The 18,373-nt window shown below is 74.7% G+C and carries 15 protein-coding genes; 9 read left to right on the top strand and 6 right to left on the bottom strand.

Features of this window, described 5'->3' with window-relative positions:
• Nucleotides 1–88: 88 nt before the first annotated feature.
• The 3 genes from ACIRBX_RS23255 to ACIRBX_RS23245 all read right to left on the bottom strand — a co-directional run bounded on the left by ACIRBX_RS23255 (nucleotide 89) and on the right by ACIRBX_RS23245 (nucleotide 5,301).
• The gene (locus ACIRBX_RS23255) at nucleotides 89–3,652 is read right to left on the bottom strand and encodes an AfsR/SARP family transcriptional regulator (protein ID WP_402299024.1); all 3,564 of its coding nucleotides are present in this window, start codon (nucleotides 3,650–3,652) and stop codon (nucleotides 89–91) included.
• A gap of 126 nt (nucleotides 3,653–3,778) precedes the next feature.
• Nucleotides 3,779–4,795: an LLM class flavin-dependent oxidoreductase gene (locus ACIRBX_RS23250; RefSeq protein WP_402299022.1), complete on the bottom strand. Its 1,017-nt coding sequence runs from the start codon at nucleotides 4,793–4,795 to the stop codon at nucleotides 3,779–3,781.
• Between the two features lie 44 nt (nucleotides 4,796–4,839).
• Nucleotides 4,840–5,301, bottom strand: a complete 462-nt coding sequence (locus tag ACIRBX_RS23245) for a MarR family winged helix-turn-helix transcriptional regulator (protein ID WP_402299021.1) — start codon at nucleotides 5,299–5,301, stop codon at nucleotides 4,840–4,842.
• A gap of 222 nt (nucleotides 5,302–5,523) precedes the next feature.
• Here ACIRBX_RS23245 and ACIRBX_RS23240 point away from each other — a divergent pair, with 222 nt between their 5' ends.
• The 5 genes from ACIRBX_RS23240 (at nucleotide 5,524) to ACIRBX_RS23220 (ending at nucleotide 12,024) form a co-directional block, all read left to right on the top strand.
• Nucleotides 5,524–7,059, top strand: a complete 1,536-nt coding sequence (locus ACIRBX_RS23240) for a DHA2 family efflux MFS transporter permease subunit (protein WP_402299019.1) — start codon at nucleotides 5,524–5,526, stop codon at nucleotides 7,057–7,059.
• A gap of 472 nt (nucleotides 7,060–7,531) precedes the next feature.
• Nucleotides 7,532–8,452, top strand: a complete 921-nt coding sequence (locus ACIRBX_RS23235) for a zinc-binding dehydrogenase (protein WP_402299018.1) — start codon at nucleotides 7,532–7,534, stop codon at nucleotides 8,450–8,452.
• A 56-nt stretch (nucleotides 8,453–8,508) separates the two neighbouring features.
• Entirely contained in the window at nucleotides 8,509–9,486 is a 978-nt protein-coding gene (locus ACIRBX_RS23230) for a zinc-binding alcohol dehydrogenase family protein (RefSeq protein WP_402299017.1), read from the top strand.
• Between the two features lie 19 nt (nucleotides 9,487–9,505).
• Nucleotides 9,506–11,215, top strand: a complete 1,710-nt coding sequence (locus ACIRBX_RS23225) for an FAD-dependent monooxygenase (protein WP_402299015.1) — start codon at nucleotides 9,506–9,508, stop codon at nucleotides 11,213–11,215.
• A gap of 20 nt (nucleotides 11,216–11,235) precedes the next feature.
• The gene (locus tag ACIRBX_RS23220; RefSeq protein ID WP_402299014.1) at nucleotides 11,236–12,024 is read left to right on the top strand and encodes an SDR family NAD(P)-dependent oxidoreductase; all 789 of its coding nucleotides are present in this window, start codon (nucleotides 11,236–11,238) and stop codon (nucleotides 12,022–12,024) included.
• A gap of 83 nt (nucleotides 12,025–12,107) precedes the next feature.
• Here the strand turns inward: ACIRBX_RS23220 and ACIRBX_RS23215 are convergent, their stop codons facing one another.
• Nucleotides 12,108–12,452, bottom strand: a complete 345-nt coding sequence (locus ACIRBX_RS23215; RefSeq protein ID WP_402299013.1) for a hypothetical protein — start codon at nucleotides 12,450–12,452, stop codon at nucleotides 12,108–12,110.
• Between the two features lie 117 nt (nucleotides 12,453–12,569).
• Between ACIRBX_RS23215 and ACIRBX_RS23210 the strand changes: the two genes are divergently transcribed.
• Entirely contained in the window at nucleotides 12,570–13,004 is a 435-nt protein-coding gene (locus ACIRBX_RS23210) for an Imm63 family immunity protein (RefSeq protein WP_402299011.1), read from the top strand.
• Between the two features lie 7 nt (nucleotides 13,005–13,011).
• Here ACIRBX_RS23210 and ACIRBX_RS23205 read toward each other — a convergent pair whose 3' ends face one another.
• Nucleotides 13,012–13,959 (bottom strand): helix-turn-helix domain-containing protein, encoded by a 948-nt coding sequence (locus tag ACIRBX_RS23205; protein ID WP_402299009.1) that lies wholly within the window; start codon nucleotides 13,957–13,959, stop codon nucleotides 13,012–13,014.
• 121 nt (nucleotides 13,960–14,080) lie between these two features.
• Between ACIRBX_RS23205 and ACIRBX_RS23200 the strand changes: the two genes are divergently transcribed.
• From ACIRBX_RS23200 to ACIRBX_RS23190, 3 genes are all read left to right on the top strand, one after another.
• Nucleotides 14,081–15,127 (top strand): saccharopine dehydrogenase NADP-binding domain-containing protein, encoded by a 1,047-nt coding sequence (locus tag ACIRBX_RS23200; protein WP_402299008.1) that lies wholly within the window; start codon nucleotides 14,081–14,083, stop codon nucleotides 15,125–15,127.
• 35 nt (nucleotides 15,128–15,162) lie between these two features.
• A complete protein-coding gene (locus ACIRBX_RS23195) occupies nucleotides 15,163–15,612 on the top strand; it encodes a hypothetical protein (protein WP_402299006.1) in 450 nt (149 codons plus the stop codon).
• A gap of 268 nt (nucleotides 15,613–15,880) precedes the next feature.
• A complete protein-coding gene (locus tag ACIRBX_RS23190) occupies nucleotides 15,881–16,468 on the top strand; it encodes an SMI1/KNR4 family protein (RefSeq protein WP_402299005.1) in 588 nt (195 codons plus the stop codon).
• A 376-nt stretch (nucleotides 16,469–16,844) separates the two neighbouring features.
• Here the strand turns inward: ACIRBX_RS23190 and glsA are convergent, their stop codons facing one another.
• A complete protein-coding gene (gene glsA / locus ACIRBX_RS23185) occupies nucleotides 16,845–18,176 on the bottom strand; it encodes a glutaminase A (RefSeq protein ID WP_402299003.1) in 1,332 nt (443 codons plus the stop codon).
• Nucleotides 18,177–18,373 lie beyond the last annotated feature (197 nt).

Here is an 18,373-nt window from a genome sequence, read left to right as displayed (position 1 = left end):
CCTCACCTTCGAGGTCCTTTCACCTCGGCCCGCAGCTCCTTTCGTCAAGCGCCCGGAACGTACTCCGTCATCTGACGCAACGTCACGTTCACGCGCACTCCGGGAAGAGGCCCCGGTAAGCGCTTACCGCACCGTCCGGTCCGCGCGTCCGGCCCGCCAGCCGACACAGTTCCTCGGCGCGCTGCCGCAGCAGTTGCAGGCCGGAGCGCTCCGCGACGGTGGCCGCGCGCAGGCCGAGGGCGTGCGCCTCGGCGTTGCGCCCGTCGGTGAGTTCGAGCCGGCCCAGGCCGATCAGCGAGTGCACCTCGGCCTGCGGGTGGCCGATCCGCTCGGCGATGGCCAGCACCCGCCCGAACTCGGCCCGGGCCTCGTCCGGCCGGTGCCGGCTGAGGTGCAGGCCGCCCAGGATGGTGCGGGCGTTGGCCTCCACCGCGCCGTAGCCGTGGTCCCGGGCGATCAGCACGGCCTGCTCGGCGTGCCGGAAGGCCAGCTCGGGCGAGCCCTCGCAGGCGTGCACCTGGGCCAGCCCGTACGAGGCCAGCGCCATGGTGTAGGTCGCGCCGAACTCCTCACTGAGCGTCAGCGCGAGCCCGAGGTCGGCCAGCGCCTTGCCCCACTCCCCCAGATCGGCCCGCACCGAGCCGAGCCGGGCCAGCACCTCGGGCAGCGAGCGCCGGGTGCCGTGCTCGTCCAGGATCGCCACCGCCTGGCCGAAGTGCTCCTCGGCGGCCCGCAGCCGGCCCTGGCTGTGCCGGGCCATGCCGAGGTACATCAGACCGCGCGCCTCGACGTGGGTGAGGCCGAGCAGCCGGCTGATCCCGAGCCCGCGCTCCAGCAGGGTGACCGCGCTGTCGATCTGCTTGGTCGGCTGCTGGAGCTGGTTCATCGCGATGGCGTTGATGGTGACGGCCTCGAAGTCGCGCATCCCGAGTCGGACGAACGCCCGGTGCGCGGTGCGCAGTTCGCGGGCCGACTCGGGCAGCCGGTGCATGCCCTGGAGCGCGCCGCCCGCGCTCAGCCGCATCACCGCCACCACCCCGGGGTCGCCGAGCCGCAGCGCGGCCCGCAGCCCGGCCTGCGCCGTGGTCAGCCACTCGGTGTGCTGCCGGCCGAGGGCGAAGTAGCCGCGCATCATGTCGGCGAGCTGGACGCAGACCTCCTCCAGGCCCTCGTCCGCCGTGCGGACCACCAGCGAGACCAGGTTGCACTGCTCCTTCCGTAACCAGTCCTGCGCCGCCCGGGCACCGACCGGGGCCGGGTCGGGCTGCGCCTCGGGCTGAAAGACCCTCAGGAAGCCCGGGTAGCACGACTGCACGGCCCGGTCGACCCGCTGGAGGTACCAGCGGCAGAGCCGGGTGAGCGCCTGCCGCCGCTCGGCCCGGCTGTCCTCCTGGGCACCCCGCTCGGCCGCGTACCGGGCGATCAGGCTGTGGAAGCGGTAGCTGCCCGGGCCGGTGACCTCGATCAGCTGGGCTGCCGCGAGCTTGTCCAGCAGTTGGTCCGCCACCTGCGGTTCGCAGTCGGCCAGGCTGGCGGCGGTGTCGGCGGTGTAGGAGAGGTCGGAGACCAGGCCCAGCAGCCGGAAGAACCGGCGGGAGAGCGCGGGCAGCGCCTCGTAGGCCACCCCGAAGGCGGCCCGGACGGCGGTGGACGGGCTGTCGCCGAGCGCCAGCAGGTCCAGCGGCTCGCCCTCGCGCAGGGCCTCGGCGAAGGACTCCACCGAGCGCCAGGGCCGGCCGGCCAGGTGCCCGGCGGCGATCCGCAGGGCCAGCGGCAGCCGGCCGCAGAGCCCGGCCAGCTCGGCCACCGCCGTCCCGGACAGCGTCTCCGGCGCCCGGCCGAGCACCGCGACCAGCAGTTCCTCGCTCTCCCGGTGCGAGAGCAGGTCCAGGGTGAAGCCGCGTGCACCGTGCATCGCCAGCAGGTCGGGGCGGTACTCACGGTGCAGGGCGATCACCGCGCAGCTCGGCGAGCCGGGCAGCAGCTCGGGCACCTGGGCGCTGTCGTCCACGTCGTCGATGACGATCAGCACCCGGCGGTCGGCCAGCCGGCTGCGCAGCACTCCGGTGAGCTGGTGCCGGTCGGTGGGCAGGGCCGAGACGTCGGCCCCGGAGGAGCGCAGCAGTTCGGCGATCACGTCCGGCACCGAACGGGCCTGGCCCCGGGCGTCCCGCAGCCGGACGTACCACTGGCCGTCGGGGTAGGCGGCGCCGAGCCGGTGGGCGACCCGCAGGGCGAGTGCGGTCTTGCCGATGCCGGGCGGGCCGACCAGGCTGACCAGCGGCACCACGCTGCGCTGACGGGGCGTCAGGGCTGCGGTGACCTGCTCGACCAGCTCCTCGCGGCCGACGAAGTGGGTCGCCTCGGGCGGGAGTTGCCGCTGCACCTGCCAGGGCGCGCAGGGCTCGGCGGCCCGCAGCACCGGCACCGGCCGGGTCCGGGGCCGCTCGAACGGCCGGTCGCCGCCCGGCCCGGCCGCCGCGTCACGGGCGAGCCCGTCACGGCGGTCCCTGTCACGGCGGTCCGCGTCCCATCGGCCCCCGTCCCCTCGGTCCGCGTCCCGGCGGTCCGCGTCCAGGCGGTCCGCGTCGCGGCGCTCCCCGACACGGCGGTCTCCGGAACGGTGCTCTCCGGTCCCGGGATCTGCCGGACGGCGCTCTCCGGTCCGGGGGCCTCGCGGACGGACGGACCCGTCCCCGGCATCACCGACCCGTACCGTCCTGGCCCGCGCGGCCCCGGCTCGCGGGTCCTCGGCCCGGGCAGCCCCCGGTCGGGACCCCTCGGCCCACGGGCCCGCACCCCGGGGCGCCCCGGCCTGCGGCACCCCCGGCCAGGACGGACCGGCTGGCCCGGCCCCGGGCAGCGGCGCCTCGGTCAGGGCGGATTCGGTGAGCAACCCGCGGTGCAGCTCCTGGAGTTCGGGCCCCGGGAGCAGACCGAGCTCACGGTCCAGCATCCGGTAGTAGTCCCGGTACTCCTCCAGCGCGCCGGCGATCTGCCCGGCCCGCCGCAGCGCCAGCATGAGGTACTCGCGCAGCCGCTCCCGGACGGGATGGGCGGCCACCAGCACCCGCAGCGGCGGCACCAGGTCCGGGCCGGCGCCCTGCTCCAGCAGCAGCGCGAAGCGCCGCTCCGCCAGCGTCAGGTGCTCCTCGATCAGCTGCGGCACCACCTCGGTCTGCAGCGAGGCGGACGGCACGGTCCCCAGCGGATCGCCCCGCCATTCGGCCAGTGCCCGGTCCAGCGCGGCGAGTTCGTCGTCCGCATGGCCGCCGTGCCGGGCGGCCCGGGCGGCCCGGGCGGCTGCGCGGTAGCGGGTCAGGTCGAGTGAGTCGGGGTCGGCGACCAGCCGGTAGCCGCCCGGATGGGTCTCGATCACCGGGCGGTCGTCGAGGCCGGGCGGCCGGCGCAGCAGGGCGCGCAGCCGGGTGGTGTGGACGTGCAGCGCGGCCCGGGCGTCCCGGGGCGGCTGCTCGTCCCAGAGCCGGCGGATCAGCTCCTCCGGCGAGACCACCTGGCCGGCCCGCAGCAGCAGACAGGCCAGCAGGGCGCGCTGTTTGGGCGAGGAGACCGGCAGTTCCCGTCCGCCGGCCCGGACGGACAGCGGCCCGAGGATCCGGAAGTCGTGGGTCGGGACGGGTTCCTCGCTCAAGCGGACACCTTCCAGGTCGGATCGCCGGACGGGCGGCCGGCCGGGGCCGGGGCCACGGCCGCACCCAGCGACACAATAGGGCCGGGCACGCACGGTGGCGGCTGCGCTGTGGGCCGGATCACACCGTCAGGACGTGCCCTGACCGGTCAACCCGAAACGCTCGGCGAGCAGTTGGTAGGAGCGCTTGCGGTCCTCGGGGGCGTGGATGGTGGAGAGCACCATGAACTCGTCCACCGCCAGTTCGTCCGCCATCGATCCGAGCACCTTGTGCACCTGGTCGGGGTCGCCGACCACACATCGGGGCCACTCGGCCTCCTCGTCGGCCAACGGCTCGTACTGGCCGCGCAGTTCCTCCAGCGCGAGGTCCGGCGGCGGCAGCGGCACCAGCACCCCGCGCCCCATCCGCAGCCGGAACAGCCGCTGGCTGGCGAACACCCGCTGGGCCTCCTGCTCGCTCTCGCCGCAGTAGACGCCCACCCCGACCTGGACGTAGGGCCGGGCACCGGAACCGTGGTCGAAGGCGGCCCGGTAGGCCCGGACCACCTCACGGGTGAGCTGCGGGCGGCCGAAGTGCGCGACGGTGATGGGCAGTCCGAGCTTGCCCGCCAGCTGGGCGCTGCCGGGGCTGGCGACCAGCAGCCAGACCTCGGGCGGCTCGGCGACGGGCATCAGCCCGATCGGCCGGTAGGGGTGGTCGGGCGGGAATCCGCCGTACAGGAAGCCGAGCAGCTCGGCGAGCTTCTCGGTGAAGCCGTGCTCACCCCGGTGACCGGACGGTCCGTTGGAGAGCGCGTGCGCCTCGACACTGCCGGCGCCGCCACCCCGGCCGATGCCGAGGTCGATCCGGCCCGGCGACAGGGCGCTGAGCACCCGGAACACCTCGGCCACCTTCAGCGGGCTGTAGTAGGGCAGCAGCACCCCGCCCGAGCCGACCCGGATCCTGCTGGTCTCGGCTGCCAGCCGGGCGACCAGGATCTCGGGGGCCGGGCCGGCGAAGGAGCCGGTGGCGTGGTGCTCGGCCACCCAGTAGCGGTGGTAGCCGAGCCGGTCCGCGTGGCGCGCCAGGTCGACCGAGTTGTGCAGGGCGGTGGCCGAGGTCGATCCCTCGGGTACGACGGACTGGTCCAGGACGGACAGTTTCACGCTGGTCTCCTTCACGGTCGGGCCGTCAGGAGGAGCGCGCACGATCAGGGGACGGGCGTACCCGAGGCGGTGTGCCGGAAGCGGGCCACCAGCGACGCCCAGCGGTCGTCGAACGAGGCAGCGTCCAGCAGCCCCGCCAGCTCGTCGCGGCAGCGGGCCTCGGCCCGCTCGCCGCGCTCGGCGCCGGCCGGGGTCAGCATGCAGTAGACGCCGCGCCGGTCGTGCTCGCAGGAGACCCGGGTGGTCAGGCCACGGTTCTCCAGCCGGGTGACGAGCCGACTCATCGACGACTGGTCCAGCCCGACGGCGGCGGACAGCTCCTGCACCCGGGTGCCGCGCTCGTGGCCGTGCCGCAGCTCGATCAGCACCATCAGCTCGGGCAGCGAGATCTGGAACTCGGCTGCCAGCGTGCGCTCCAGCACCTGATTGAGCTGACCGACCATCAGCGTCTGACGACGCCACAGGTCGAACTCGCCCGCGCGCCCGTTGCGGTCCTCGGCCGACATGTCCGCCTTCCCCCTTCGTTCGCTCCCCTCCACTATAGCCACTCGCCCACACATTGGATGCGCGTGCAGACATTCTGGGTGGCCTCGCGGCCCAGAGTGCCGCAAGTGGGCCCGAGCCTGCAAGGTAGTTGGGAGAATCTCGGCAGAATTAGATGCGTGCGCCTACATCTAGCCCTACTGTGAGGAGCACAGACCTTGCCCACCGACCTCAGGCGGAACGCAATGACACGCGGCACTTCCGATCCCTCCCCCGCCCCCGAGCCGACAGCCCTCCCCTCGCAGACCGCTCCAGCGGCGGCGGAGCCGGGCCCGGCCCCCAGCACCGACCTGGACCCGGCCTTCCTCCGGATGGCCGCCGTCCTGCTGCTGGCCCTGCTGATGGCGCTGCTGGACGAGACCATCGTCAACGTCGGACTGACCACCCTGGAGGGCCAGTTCGACTCCCCGCTGGCCACCGTCCAGTGGGTCACGGCCGGCTACCTGCTGGCGGTGGCCGCCGCCACGCCGTTCGCCGGCTGGGCCGTCGACCGCTTCGGCGGCCGGACCATGTGGCTGACCGCCGTCTCGGTCTTCGTGCTCGGCTCCGCACTCTCCGGCGCGGCCTGGTCGATCCAGTCGCTGATCGCCTTCCGGGTGCTCCAGGGCATCGGCGGCGGCATGATCGTCCCCGTCGTGCAGAGCGTGCTGGCCACCACCGCCGGACCGCACCGGGTCGCCAAGGCGATGGCCCTGATCTCCCTGCCGCTCACCCTCGGCCCGATCCTCGGCCCGGTGCTCGGCGGCCTGCTGGTGGACGTGGTCAGCTGGCGCTGGATGTTCCTGATCAACCTGCCGCTCGGCGTGCTGGCCCTGCTGCTGGCCCTGCGCACCCTGCCCCGCGAGCAGCACGCGGGCGATGCGGGACAGAAGCTGGACGTGCTCGGCCTGGTGCTGCTCTCCCCCGGCTTCGCCGCCCTGGTCTTCGGCCTCACCACCGCCGCGCACTCCGGTGAGCTGACGTCCCCCCAGGTGCTGATCGCCTTCGTGCTCGGCGTCCTGCTGCTGGCCGGGTACGTGGTGCACGCGCTGCGCACCACCGTGGAGCCGCTGATCGACCTGCGGATGTTCACCAGCCGGGGCTTCACCCTCGCCGTGGTGACGATGTTCTTCGTCGGCGCGATCGCCAACAGCATCCTGCTGCTCACCCCGCTCTACTACCAGCAGTCCCGGGACTTCGGCGCCCTGCACGCCGGCCTGCTGCTGATCCCCTCCGGCTTCCTCGGCGCGGCCGGGGCGATCACCTCGGGCAAGACCGCCGACAAGGTCACCGCCCGGCTCACCTCGGCGGTCGGCATGCTGGTGACCGGGCTCGGGGCGCTCGCCTTCTCCCAGATCACCTCCGCGACCAACACCGCCTGGCTCTCCGTCGCCCTGGCCCTCACCGGCTACGGCATCGGCCTGACCGCCCCGGGCACCATGGCCTTCATGTACCGGGCGGTCGGCGAGGCCAAGGCGCCCCGGGCCACCAGTGCGCTGTTCATCGTCAACCAGATCGGCGGCGCGCTCGGCATCGCCGTCATCGCGATCACCCTGCAGAGCCGCCTGGAGGGCACCACCGGCCACCCGGCCTCGGCGTACGGCGGCTCGTACTGGGTGATCATCGGCTTCAGCCTGGTCGCGGCCGTCGCGGCGCTCTTCCTGCCCGGCCCGTTCAAGGCCGAGGCCCCGCCGGAGCAGACCGCCCCGGCGGCCGACGCGCCCGCGCCGGCCTCGGTCTGACCGGCACCCGGAGGACCGACCGCGCACGGCCCGGGCCCCGGCTCGCGCCGACCCGAGGTCCCGGGGCCCTGCGAACCCGGCATCCCCGAGCCCCGAGCTCCGCAGTCCCCTGAAGGCCCGTCCGGCCCGCGCCGCCGGACGGGCCTTCGGCATGTCAGCCGCCCTTCCCAGTAGGGATGTTGGACCAGGAATCCAGTGGCGGCGGATAGACCTGGGGACGTCCGGCGGCTCCCGTCGGGCCGGGCCCGGGCGCCCCGGAGCCTGCCGACCGCGGCACGCCGGGCGGCTGCCCGGACACCGGGCCGCCCGGGCCCCACCGGGGAGCGTCGGGCCCGTCGCTCCGGCCGGGCGGAGCTCCCCCGCCACGCGCGGGACCGGCCCCGGCGGGAGCCGTCGGCACACCGCCACCGCCACGCACCGCACCCACCGACCGCAGTACCGGCCACCCACCCTCCTGCCCTAGAGGACAACCGTGAAGGCACTCGTCACCACCGCCCTGGACCCGCTCACCCTGGAGCTGCGCTCCGTGCCCGACCCCCGGCCCCGGCCGGACGAGGTCCTGGTGGAGGTGCACGCCGCCGCGCTGAACCGGGCCGACCTGCTCCTGGCCGTCCGCCGCCCGACCGGCTCGCAGCTCGGCCTCGACGTGGTCGGCACCGTGCTGCGCCCGGCCGCCGACGGCAGCGGCCCGCCGGCCGGGGCCCGGGTCGCCGGGCTGGCCGCCAACGACGCCTGGGCCGAGCTGGCGGCCGTCCGCTCCGACCGGCTGGCGGTCATCCCGGACGGCGTCACCGACACCGACGCCGTCACCCTGCCGGTCGCCGGGCTCACCTCGCTCTACGCGCTCCAGCGGGCCGGCTGGCTGCTCGGCAAGCGGGTGCTGGTGACCGGAGCGAGCGGCGGGGTCGGCCGGATCGCGGTCCAACTCGCCCTGGCGGCGGGCGCGGAGGTGACCGCCTGGGTCAGCTCGCCGGCGCGCGGCGCCGGTCTCGCCGAGTTCGGCGCCCAGGTGGCGACGGGGTACGGGACCCCACCGGACGGGCCGTTCGACGTCCTGGTCGACAGCACCGGCGGCGAGGTCTTCAGCACCGGCTACACCCTGCTCCGGCGCGGCGGCGTGGCCACCGTCTTCGGCAACACCGTCCGGGCCGAGCTGCGGCTGCCCGCCGACTGGGGCCACGCCCGGCCCGGCGTCCGGATCGAGTACCTCTTCCTGCTGGACGAGGTGCACCACCGGGACGTGCCGACCGATCTGGCGCTGCTGCTCGACCTGGCCGCCGCCGGGCGGATCACCGCCGAGCCCGGCCTGCTCACCCCGTGGACCGACCCGCAGCGCGCCGTCGAGGCACTGCACTCGCGCGAGGTCAACGGCCGGATCGTGCTGTCGATCTGATCCTCCGCCAGTCCCCCGTTTTCCCAAGCCCGCCCTTCACGCACCCCGAGGTCTCCATGCGACTGATCAGCTACCAAGAGCACGGCTCCCCCGACGTCCTGCGCCTCACGGACGCGCCCGCCCCCGTCCCCGGGCCCGGGCAGCTGCTGCTGCGCACCGAGGCGATCGGGGTGAACTTCATCGAGACCCAGCTCCGGGGAAACACCGCCCCGTTCCCCTCCCCGCTGCCCGGCGCGCCGGGCGGCGACGTGGTCGGCCGGGTGGAGGCGGCCGGCCCGGACACCGAGGGCCCGGCGGTCGGCGCCCGGGTGGCGGCCTACGGCGTGAACGCCGCGTACGCGGACCTGGTGGTGGTGGACGCCGACCGCACGGTGGTCGTCCCGGACGACCTGGACGCGGCCACCGCCACCGCCCTGGGCTCCACCGCGCAGACCGCCTGGAGCGTGCTGGAGGCGGGCCGGATCGCCAAGGGTGACACCGTCCTGGTGCACGCGGCGGCCGGCGCCGTCGGCCACCTGGTTACCCAGCTGGCCCGGCTGCGCGGCGCAGGCCGGGTGATCGGCACCGTCGGCTCCCCCGCCAAGGCCGACTTCGTCCGGGCGCACGGCGCCGACGAGGTGGTCGACTACCGGCAGGCCGACTGGGCCGACCGGGTCCGCGAACTGACCGGCGGTCAGGGGGTGGACGTGGTGCTGGACAGCGTCGAGGGCGCGGTCTTCAAGGACGGCCTGCGGCTGCTCCGCCCCTACGGGCGGCTGGTCTACTACGGCTTCGCGGGCGCCGAGGGCCAGGTCGCCAGTGTGGCGATGACCGAACTGCTGGGCCTGACCTACGTGGTGGGCAGCTCGCTGGACGCCTGGGCGAAGGTCGACCCGGCCCGGACCGCCGAGGCCCGTGCGGAGCTGGTCCGGCTGGTCACCGCCGGGGAACTCAAGGTCGCCGTGCACACCACGCTGCCGCTCGCCGAGGCCGCCGAGGCGCACCGGGTCATCGAGGGCCGCGGGCAGCTCGGCCGCGTCGTCCTCCTCCCCTGAGCCGACAGGAGCCCCTGCCATGACCTCCCGTCACACGACCTCCGAGCAGATCGAGACCGCTGAGGCCGCTGAGAGCGTTGAGAGCACTGAGACCGCCGGAGCGGCCGAGTCCGTCGAGACCGTCGCCGTCCTGGTGATCGGAGCCGGGCCGGGCGGCCTGAGCACCGCCGTCTTCCTCGGGCTGCACGGCGCCCCGCCGTTGGTGGTCGAGCGCCGCCCCGGCACCTCGACGGCGGTGAAGGCCACCGGCCAGTACCCGCACACCATGGAGGCGCTGGCCATCGCCAAGGTCGCCGACACCGTCCGGGACCGGGGGCGGGCCTACCGCAGCGACTTCCACATGGTGGTCGCCGAGACAGTGGCCGGCCCGGTGCTGCGCACCCTGATGAGCGGCGACCAGCTGAGCATGCGGCACGTCTCCCCCGAGGACTGGGGCACCGCCAGCCAGTCCACCGTGGAGGCCGTACTCGCCGACCGGGCAGCCGAGTTGGGCGCCGAGCTGCGCTTCTCCACCAGGCTCGTCTCGCTCGCCCAGGACGCCGACGGCGTCACCGCCGTCACCGAGCACACCGGCACCGGCGAGCGGCGCACGATCCGGGCCCGGTACGTGGTCGCCTCGGACGGCTGGCGCAGCGCCGTCCGGGAGTCGCTCGGCATCGCGCTGCGCGGCCGGGGCACGGTGGGCCGGGTACTGCGGGTGCTGTTCGACGCCGATCTGAGCGAGCCGCTGGCCCACACCGACGGCGCCTCGGACGGCCGCCGGTTCGTCGCCCTGCACATCGGGCACGCGGTGCTGTTCAACACCGAAGTCCCCTCGCTGTACGGCTACTTCCGCAATCTCACCGACGAGCTGCCGCAGGGCTGGTGGGAGGACGAGGCCACCGTCACCGAGCAGATCCGGAGCGATCTGGGCCTGGCTCCGGGCACCCCGCTGAAGATCGAGGAGGTCGGCGTCACCGAGATCTCCTGCGGGGTGGCCGAGCGCTTCCGGGAGGGCCGGGTCCTGCTGGTCGGGGACGCGGCGCACGTCATGCCGCCGACCGGGGGCATGGGCGGCAACACCGCCTACCTGGACGGCCTGTACCTCGGCTGGAAGCTGGCGGCCGTCCTGGACGGCACGGCGGGCGCCGCACTGCTGGACAGCCACGACTCCGAACGGCGGCCGTACGCCGAGGAGTTGGTCGAGCAGCAGTTCGCCAATCTGGTGGACCGGATCTCCCCCGAGCTGGCCGACGACACGCTGGCCGTACCGCTGCCCCCACCGGTGATCGCCTTCGGCTACCGCTACCCGCAGGGCGCGGTGGTCGCCGAAGCCGGCGACGACGGCAAGCTGTTCGAGGACCCGGCCCGGCCCACCGGGCGGCCCGGCTCGCACGCCCCCTACGTGAGGCTCACCCACGCGGAGGGCTGGGCGACCAGCACCACCGCACTGTACGGGCGCTCCTTCGTCCTGCTGACCGGACCGGCCGGGGCCACCGCCTGGACGGCGGGCGCGGCTGCCGCCGCCGAGGCGCTGGGCATCCCGCTGGCCGTGCACGTCGTCGGGCGCGGCGCGCAACTCCTCGACGAGGGAGGGGACTTCCTGACCTCCCACGGCATCGAAGCGGACGGCGCGACCCTGGTGCGACCGGACCGGTTCGTCGCCTGGCGGTCCGCCGGCGCCGCCGCCGATCCGGCCGCCGAGCTGGAGCGCGCCCTGCGCCGCGTCCTGCACCGACCCACCACCTGAGCACCGAGAGAGGACCCACCATGGCAGGGACAGCTACCCCCCGGGCCGCACTGATCACCGGCGGCACCAGCGGCATCGGCTTCGCGGTCGCCGAGCTGCTCGCGGAGCAGGGCCACGCGGTCTTCCTGAACGGGCGGCACGCCGACACCGTGACCGCCGCCGTCGAGAAGCTGCGCGGCCGGGGCTTCACCGCGGACGGCATCGCCGCCGACGTCACCTCGAAGGAGGACGTGCCGGAGCTGGTCCGGGCGGCGGTGGCGGCCTTCGGCCCGCTGCACGTCCTGGTCAACAACGCGGGCCGGGGCGGCGGCGGTACCACCGCCGAACTCCCGGACGAGCTCTGGGAGTCGGTCATCGAGACCAACCTCAACAGCGTCTTCCGGATCACCCGCGAGGTGCTCTCGAACGGCGGGATGCTGGAGCGCGGGCACGGACGCATCGTCAACATCGCCTCGACCGGCGGCAAGCAGGGCGTCGAGCTGGCCGCTCCGTACTCCGCGTCCAAGCACGGGGTGATCGGCTTCACCAAGGCGCTCGGCAAGGAGCTGGCCCGCTCGGGCATCACGGTGAACGCGGTCTGCCCCGGCTACGTGGAGACCCCGATGGCGGCCCGGGTCCGGCAGGGCTACGCCGCCCACTGGGGCACCACCGAGGAGGACGTACAGACCCGCTTCGAGGCCAAGATCCCGCTCGGCCGCTACTCCACCCCCGAGGAGGTGGCCGGCCTGGTCGGCTACCTGGCCGGCGACGTCGCCGCCTCGATCACGGCCCAGGCCCTGAACGTCTGCGGCGGCCTCGGCAACTACTGACCCGCACACCGCACACCCACCGACCTGACGGCGGGCCGTCCTCCCGGGGGCGGACGGCCCGCCGTCAGCCCGCGCCCGGCCGCTCAGCCCGCCGCAGGCCGGTGGAGCCGGGCCTCCTGCACCAGCTGATGGGCGCTCAGCAGGGAGAGGGCCGGTGCGGCCTCCCGCACGGCCTTGACCGCAGCCACGGTGTCGTCTTCCGGGCTCAGGCCCCGCACCGCCAGCGCCCGCTCCGCCCAGCCGCCCCGGACCGCCGGATCGGGACGCTCCGCGGCCTGCGCGACGATCGCCAAGGCCACCTCCAGCCCGGCTCGCTGCTCCTCCGTGGCGCTGCCGAGGGCCTCGCGCAGCGCCGCTGCCAGTTCGGGCGCCTCGCGGACGAGCAGGACGGATTCGAGGTCGGACGGGGACTTGGTGGTTCGGAACACGGTGCACTTCCCTTCGCTGTCCCCGTTCACCTGCCCCGTTCCGACCGACGGCAAGCGAACCGAGCGGCAAGCGAACCGAGCGGCAAGCGAACCCGGCGGCATGCCATGATCGTCACCGTGACGACGACGCTCGAGGACATCCGGACCGCCGTGCACGCCCTGGCGGCCCGCCTCCCCGGCGCGGGCCGGGCCGAACTCGTCGGCTTCCACCCGCGGGACGGCGCCCACCCCTACGTCGAGGTCCACGGCCGCACCCTGCACTGGGTGCTGGTGGACCAGGGCCGGGAGCTCCGGCGGCGCACCACCACCAGCCTCGACGAGCTCCTCTACTGGATCACCCTCGACGCCACCGGCCCACCGGCCAGGCGCCGCGAGCGGGAGCAGCGCGGCCGACTCCCCGCCGACCGGGACCCCGGCATCGGCCGGCTCGCGCACCAGCTCGACCTGCTGCGCGGGCTCGACCCGCGGTGGGCCGCACGGTTCCGGGCGGAGCTTCCGACCCTCCATCCGGGGGTGAGCGCGGCGGACGTGGACGCCCACCCCCTCGGCTGACGCGGCGTCAGCGGTGCGGGCGCGGGCGGAAGGTCCGCCGGTAGGCGTCGGGCGGCACGCCCACGCTGCGCTGGAAGTGACGGCGGAGCGTGGTGGCGGTGCCCATGCCGGTGGCCCCGGCGATGGTGTCCACAGTGGCGTCGGTGGTCTCCAGCAGCTCCTGGGCGTGCCGGATGCGCTGGGTGTGCAACCACTGGAGCGGGGTGGTGCCGGTGAGCTGCTTGAAGTGGCGGCCCAGGTGACGCGAGCTCATCCGGGCCTGCCGGGCCAGGTCCTCGACGGTGAGCGGCCGGTCCAGCCGCTGGAGCGCCCAGGGGAACAGGTCGCCGAGCGGGTGGCTGCCCGGGGCGGGCACCGGGGTGGAGATGAACTGCGCCTGGCCGCCGTCGCGGTGCGGCGGGACCACCAGCCGCCGGGCGATCCGGTTGGCGGCGGCCGAGCCGTGGTCGAGGCGGACCAAGTGCAGCGAGAGGTCCATCGCGGCGGCCTTGCCGGCCGAGGTGAGCACGTCGCCGTTGTCGACGTAGAGCACGTCCGGGTCCACCGTGGCGGCGGGGTGACGCCGCGCCAGCTCCCGGGTGTGGGCCCAGTGGGTGGTGGCCCGCCGCCCGTCCAGCAGCCCGGCCGCACCCAGCACGAACGCGCCGGTGCAGAACGAGACCACCCGCGCCCCGGCGGCGTGCGCGGCGCGCACCCCCCGGACCAGCTCGGCTGGTGGCTCCCGGTCGGGGTCGGCCCAGCCGGGGACGATCACGGTGCCGGCCCGCACCAGCTGGTCGAGGCCGTGCTCGGGTGCCACCGTGACGTGGCCGAGCCGAACGGGCGCCGGCCCGCAGAGCGCGAAGTCGTACCAGGGGTCGACCAGGTGCGTCAGGTCGGACCCGAACACCTCCAGGGCCACGGACAGTTCGTAGTGCAGCATGCCGTCGGTGACGGCCAGGGCGACGGAGGGCATGTCCGGAACTGTATGGTGCGGGTCGTTTCCGACACTCGTCCGGGATGCCGTCCCCCGGCAGGATCGTAGGCACCGGGTCGCCAGGGCCCGGTGTCGGCGAGGCGGGCGAGGGACGATGGTCATGACGGCGGGTCAGCAGGTGGCGGTGTTCGGTGCGTACGGGCACACCGGGCGGTTCGTGGTGGCGGAGCTGCTGGAGCGCGGCTACCTGCCGGTGCCGTCCGGCCGCGACCCGGTCGCGCTGGCGGCGTCGGCCGGTGCGCACGGCCTGGCCGGCCGGGTCGCCTCGGCGGAGGACCCGGCCTCGCTGGACCGGGCGCTGGCGGGCACGGTGGCGGTGATCAACTGTGCGGGCCCGTTCGCCGCGACCTCGGGGCCGGTGATCGAGGCCGCGCTGCGCGCCGGGATCCCCTACCTGGACGTGGCCGCCGAGTTGGAGGCCAATCTCGACACCTTCGCCCACCACACCGAGCGGGCCCACGAGGCGAAGGCCCTGGTGATCCCGGCGATGGCCTTCTTCGGCGGCCTCGGCGACCTGCTGGCCAGCGCCGCGATGGACGGCCTGGACGCGGCGGACGAGGTGCACATCGCCTACGGGCTCAGCCGGTGGCACCCCACGGCCGGCACCCGCCGGGCCGGCGCCGTCTCCCGCGAGCGACGCGGGGACGCCCGGCTGCGCTACGCCGACGGGCGGTGGGAGCGCCGGACCGATCCGGCCCCCGTCCTGGACTGGGACTTCCCGGCGCCGCTGGGACGCCGCCCGGTGATCGGCGAGTTCACCATGGCGGACGTGGTGACGGTGGCCCGGCACCTGGACGTCCCCTCGGTGACCAGCTACATGACCACCAACGCGGTCGCCGACATCGCCGCCCCCGACACCCCTGCCCCGACCGCCACCGACGACTCCGGCCGCTCCGACCAGACCTTCGTGGTGGACGTCCTGGTCCGCGCGGGCGCCACCGAGCGCCGCGCCACCGCCCACGGCCGGGACATCTACGCCGTCACCGCCCCGCTCGTGGTGGAGGCCCTGACCCGCGTCCTCGACGGCCGCACCCGTGCGGTCGGCGTCCTCCCGGCCGGCGCCGCCTTCGACGCCGCCGACTTCCTCCGCGCCCTCGCCCCGCACCTGACGGTCTCGATCGACCTCGGCCGGGGCCGGGCGGGCTGAGGAACCGTCAGACCGCGGGAGGCGTCGGCCCTTGCATGAGCGTTCCGGTGCGATCGGGGCCCGGCCGCGCACCGGGGGCGCGGGGCCCCGCCGTCCTGCGCCATGCGGCAGCGGCCGGCGTGGTGCTGCTGGGTGTGGCGGGCGGGTACGGCGCGACCGTCCTCGCGGCCTCGGCCCGGAGCTACTGCGACGCGGCCTGGGAGCCGCAGCACCGGCTCGTCTTCACCATGGTCGACTGGCCGGTCATGCAGCTGTTCGGCCTGCTGATGGCCGTCGGTGCCTGGGCGGGCGCCCGGCACCTGACGGCCCGCCTGCCGATCGCCTGGCGCGGCCTCCTCCCGGCGGGGCTGGTCCTGCTCGCCCTCGCGGTGCTCACGGTGGGCTCGTTCGCCTACTTCGGCACCCTGGACGCCTACCCGGGCGACTCCGGACTCTGCCCGCCGGACAACGTCCCACCCTGGTGGCCGACCTGGCTGCCCGCCTGAACGCACCCCTGAACACCCGCCCTCAGCTTGTCGTTCGACCGTTGAAGGGGTCTCGGCCTGCTCCCTCGTGGGCAGCGAGCTCCTCCGGGGTGCCGACGAAGGCCAACCCGCACCCGATCGGCAGGCGTTCCACCACCATGGCAACGACCTCCCGTCATCCGCTCCGTGCCGCCGGCGCCACGAGCAGGACCAGGCCACAGCGAGGCAACTCGACTGAGCCTGGGGCCACTTCCTTCGGTGTCACAGCGATCGGGCAAGCTACGGGTCCATGATCGAGCCCCCACACATCGGTGTCAGTCCGGTGATCGCGCCCGTGGCCGAGTCCTGGCGCCTCATCGACGCCTGGCTGGCGAAGCACGCACCGGCCGGCCGGGCCGCGCTCCGCCCGCCGGCGCCGCCCGAGGCGATCGACCGGACGGAGGAGCAGCTCGGATTCACGCTCCCTGCCGATCTGCGCGAGTCGCTCCGGTGCCACGACGGGGACAGCTCCTACCTGGGTGTTCTTCCCTGCGGTCCGCTCTACTCCGCTGAGAGGATCGTGGAGGTCCGCGACCTGCGGATGAGCATCTGGGATGCAGACGACCCGGACCAACAGGACGAACCATGGTGGGGGACCCTGTGGGTGCCGTTTGCGGGAAGCGATGGAGACGAGCACTTCATCGACGCGGGACCCGGTCCGTGGCACGACCACCTCGGACGCGCCGCCCACGACGACTCGGCGTGCTTCGTCGGCTGGCCGAGCCTGGCAGCCTGGCTCCACTGCGTCGCGCAGGCGATGGTGCACCACGACAACCGCAGTCGCCTGGAGCCCGTCAGCCGGCCGATGCTGCCCGGTGACGGAACAGTCGACTGGTAGATCGGCGTGCAAGCTGGTTGAACGTCAGGCCCAGGGAGGGGCACTCGCCGGCAGCGGTGCGGGCGGGGCCCGGTGGTGGGTGCTCTGACCGGCCGTCAGGGTGAGCTGCTCCCGACGCTCGACCTCCGGGGCGGTCGAACCGGGCCGGCCGGTGGAGCGCCTCCCCGCCCAGCGCTCTGACCGGCCGTGCCCCGCCGAGGCCGGGCCCGAACGGTGCTCGTACACCGCCGTCGGGCCGCTGGTGCCATCGGGGACCGGCAGCCGGGCAGACCCCGGCCGACACCTTCACCGGTCTCGGCCTGACGTCCTCCCAGGGGCACAGAACCCGGTCCTCCGTGCCTGCCGCTGCTCGGCCGAGCAGGTGCCCCGGCGCTGCTCAGCCGTCGAGGAAGCGGTCCTCGCACCAGGCCACCGCCTCCTCACGGGTGGCCACCCACCTCCCGGGGTGAGCGTCCACCTGCTCCAGGAAGGGCTGCTGGAGGGCGACGGCCACCTGGTGGCCCCGGGCCTCCAGGCCGGCCAGGCTCCGGGCCAGCATGGTGGCCGGGCCGGAGCCGACGGCGGTGACGGCCGTCAGGTCCAGCACCACCCCGCCCGGGGTGGCCGGTGCGGCGGCCTGCACGGCGGTCAGCAGCTGCTCGGTCTCGGTAAACTCCAGGTCGCCCTGGGCCCCGACCACCGCGATCCGCCGGGGGTCCCGGTCCAGGGCGGCGCGCTCTCCCGGGGCGCGCTCGCGGGCGGACCGCGCCGCGTGCACGGTGTCGGTGACGGTGGCGGTCAGGTGCACCGGGGCGTGCATCAGGTGCAGGGCGTAGCGCGCGGACATCTCGGTCAGGGCGGCCACGCCCCGCACGGAATTGCCCTCCGGGTCGAGCGGCGGGCTGTAGACCGCGACGCCGAACCGCCCCGGGCTGGCCGCGATCAGGCCGCCGGACACCCCGCTCTTGGCCGGCAGCCCGACGTTCAGCAGCCACTCCCCGGCACCGTCGTACATCCCGCAGGTGGCCATCACCGCCAGGGTCCGGACCGCGACGTCCTGGCTGACGGCCCGTCGGCCGGTGACGGGGTTGACGCCGCCCTTGGCCAGGGTGGCCGCCATCACCGCGAGGTCGGCCGCCGTCACCCGCACCGAGCACTGGCGGAAGTAGGTGTCGGTCACCACGTGCGGGTCACCGGCCAGCGAGCCGGCCGAGCGCATCAGGTAGGCCAGCGCGCGGTTGCGGTCGCCGGTGGCGGCCTCCGAGGCGTAGACCTCCTCGTCGTGGTCGAGGCGCCGCCCGGCGAAGGCGGACAGCCAGTCCAGGATGCGGGCCGACCGCTCGGCCGGGCCCGCCGCCGCCACCAGGGCCGTGGTGGCGATGGCACCCGCGTTGACCATCGGGTTGGCGGGCCGGCCCGTGTGCGGCTCCAGGCTGATCGCGTTGAAGGCCTCGCCGCTGGGCTCGGCGCCGACCCGCCGGAGCATCTCGGCCGGGCCCAGGTCGGACAGCGCCAGGGCGTAGACGAAGGGCTTCGAGACCGACTGGATGCTGAACCGGGTGTCGGCCTGCCCCGCCTGGTAGCGGTGGCCGGCCATGCTGGTGAGGGCCAGCCCGAAGTCCGCCGGATCGGCCCCGGCGAGCTGCGGGATGTAGGAGGCCACCTCACCCTCCGTCAGACCGCTCAGCCGCCCGTGGAGCTCACCGAGGGACTCTGTGACCGGATCCATACCCGGACCGTACGCGGGGCCGGCCGACCCGCACCGCCGGAGGCGGACCGGACGGGTGACCCGAGGGGTGACCCGACGGTGACCGGTCCCGCGGTCCGACCCTCCCGCCGTTCACCGTATGATTCTCGCTTGCCCCAGCGACGTGGTGTACCGGGACCTCGGCCCTGAGGGGCCCCGTGACAGACCCCCAGGGAGAA

Source organism: Kitasatospora sp. NPDC096147 (genome assembly GCF_044763225.1).
GTDB lineage: Bacteria > Actinomycetota > Actinomycetes > Streptomycetales > Streptomycetaceae > Kitasatospora.
The sequence above is the reverse complement of the archived record's forward strand: the minus strand, read 5'-3'. Positions and strand labels throughout refer to the sequence as shown.